Raw genomic sequence first — 2,837 nt, 5'->3', positions numbered from 1 at the left:
GCGAAGACCGAGGCCGCGCTGGACGCGCAGGTGGATCAGATCGCGTCTCTCGCGGGCAGCGCCGGGTCAGTGGATATCGGTTTTTCGTTGGCTGTCGGGCGGTCGGTGTTTGAGCATCGGGCGGTGTTGCTGGCCTCTGAGGAGGGTGTGGTCGAGGCTGCTCGGGGTGTTGTCGGGGACGGGCCGTTGGCTGTGGTGTTCTCGGGGCAGGGTGCGCAGCGGCTGGGTATGGGCCGGGAGTTGTATGGCCGGTTCCCGGTGTTCGCAAAGGCGCTGGACGCCGTACTTGCGCACCTTGGCGATTCGGTGCGCGAGGTGATGTGGGGCGAGGACATCGAGGCCCTGAACAGCACCGGGTCGGCCCAGCCCGCCCTGTTCGCCGTCGAGGTGGCGCTGTTCCGGCTCGTGGAGTCCTTTGGTGTGCGGCCGGACTTCGTGGGTGGGCATTCGATCGGCGAGGTCGCGGCCGCCCACGTGGCGGGTGTCCTGTCGCTTGAGGACGCGTGTGCTTTGGTGTCCGCGCGGGCTCGGTTGATGCNGCCCACGTGGCGGGTGTCCTGTCGCTTGAGGACGCGTGTGCTTTGGTGTCCGCGCGGGCTCGGTTGATGCAGGCGCTGCCGCCCGGTGGGGCGATGGTGGCGGTCGAGGCGACCGAGGACGAGGTCGCGCCGTTGCTGTCCGATCAGGTGTCGATCGCGGCGGTGAATGGGCCCTCCTCGGTGGTGGTCTCCGGCGATGAGGTTGCGGTGCTGGAGGTTGCGGCGCGGTTTGAGGCCGAGGGGCGGCGTACGAGCAGGCTCGCGGTGAGTCACGCGTTCCACTCGCCGCTCATGTCTTCGATGCTGGATGATTTCCGTGCTGCCGTGGCTGGTCTGGAGTTCGGTGAGCCCACGATTCCGGTGGTGTCGAATCTGACCGGTGCCCTCGCTGCGGCGGGGGAGTTGTGTTCGGCGGAGTACTGGGTGCGGCATGTGCGGGAGACCGTACGGTTCGCCGATGGTGTTCGGGCGTTGGCCGGGGCCGGGGTGGGGACGTTCCTGGAGCTGGGGCCGGATGGTGTGCTGTCGGCCCTGGTGCGGGAGTCGGCACCGGACGTAGCCGAGGTCGTTCCTGCTCTTCGTAAGGATCGTGGCGAAGAACTGGCTTTGGCGACCGGTCTGGCTCGTCTGCACGTGACCGGCGTGGGCGTGGACTGGCGGGCGTTCTTCACCGGTACCGGCGCCCGGCAGGTCGAACTGCCCACCTACGCCTTCCAGCGGCAGCGGTATTGGCCTGCGACTACCGCTGCTCCGGGCGATGTGCGGGCTGCCGGTCTGGCCTCGGCTGAGCATCCGCTGTTGGGTGCGGCGGTGTCGTTGGCCGACTCGGACGGTGTGGTGTTCTCCGGTCGCCTGTCGGCGGGCTCGCATCCGTGGCTGGCCGATCACGTGGTGATGGGTCGCGTTCTGGTGCCCGGTACGGCGTTCGTGGAGTTGGCGATCCGGGCCGGTGACGAGGTCGGGTGTGACCGCGTCGAGGAGCTGACCCTTGCCGCACCTCTGGTGCTGCCGGAGCAGGGCGCGGTGCAGATTCAGGTGTTCGTCGGTGAACCTGACGACTCTGGCCACCGTTCGGTGAAGATCTTCTCCCGGCCGGATGACTCCGATGAACAGCCGTGGGTCCAGCACGCCACGGGCGTCCTCGCGGCGGCAGACGAGCTGCCCGGATTTGGGTTCGATGCCGCGGTGTGGCCGCCGGTGGGCGCCGAGCCGGTCGAGCTGGACGGCTTTTATGAGAACCGGGCCGAGTCCGGCTTCGAGTACGGCCCGGTGTTCCAGGGGTTGCGGGCTGCTTGGCGGCACGGTGATGCGGTGTTTGCCGAGGTTGCGCTGCCAGAAGAGGTTGAGCCCGGTGGGTTTGGTGTGCATCCCGCTCTGCTGGACGCGGTATTGCACGCAGCGGTGTGTGCAGGTGGTGACGAGGGCGCCGAGAACGGGGTGCTCCCGTTTTCCTGGGAGGGTGTGTCGTTGTTCGCCTCGGGGGCGACGATGGTGCGTGCTCGGCTGTCGTACGGCGGGCGGGAAGCGATCAACATCGCGGTCTCGGATGCGGCAGGCGCGCCGGTCGCTTCGGTGGACGGCCTCCTGGTCCGCCCGGTAGCGGCCGAACAGTTCGGTGACGGCCAGATGGTCGGCCGGGATTCGTTGTTCCGGGTGGAGTGGGCTCCGGTGGCTGAGGGGACGGACGCCGGGCCGTCAGTGGTTGCGGTGGTCGGCCCGGACGGCGGTCTGAGTGGCGGGCTGCGGGATGCGGGGATCTCGGTAGTGGGGTGCGCGGATCTGGCCGCGTTGGCTGTGGCTGAGGCCCCGGTGCCGGATGTGGTGTTGGTCGAGGTGGAGGTGGAGCGGCCCGGTGACGGGGTGGTGGATTCCGCCCACGCCACGGTGGCGCAGACCCTGGGCCTTGTCCAGAGGTGGCTGGAGGGAGAGCGGTTCGCGGGGTCTCGTCTGGTCGTGGTGACGCGTGGTGCTGTCGGTGATCTGGCGGTGGCGTCGGTGTGGGGTTTGGTGCGGTCGGCGCAGTCGGAGCATCCGGGTCGGATCACGCTGCTGGATCTTGGTGACGGTGCTGTGTCGGGGGCGGTGTTGTCGCGTGCGTTGGCGCAGCCTGAGCCGGAGCTGATGGTTGGTGATGAGGAGGTCCTGGTCCCCCGGCTGACGCGGATGCCCGTTCCAGAGTTGCGTGCGGCGTCATGGGAGCCGCGCGGCACGGTGTTGATCACGGGTGGTACGGGTGGTTTGGGTGCGGTGGTGGCGCGGCATCTGGTGGCCGAGCGTGGTGTGCGGGATCTGCTGCTG

At 68.8% G+C, this 2,837-nt stretch carries 1 pseudogene; it reads left to right on the top strand.

The features are described 5' to 3' along the window. Positions 1-2,837 (top strand): annotated as a pseudogene (locus EEJ42_RS03255) (acyltransferase domain-containing protein); the annotation flags it as partial.

It is taken from the genome of Streptomyces botrytidirepellens, from assembly GCF_003721215.1.
Lineage (GTDB): Bacteria > Actinomycetota > Actinomycetes > Streptomycetales > Streptomycetaceae > Streptomyces > Streptomyces himastatinicus.
Note: the sequence above shows the minus strand (reverse complement) of the source record. Positions and strands in the feature narration are given on the sequence as shown.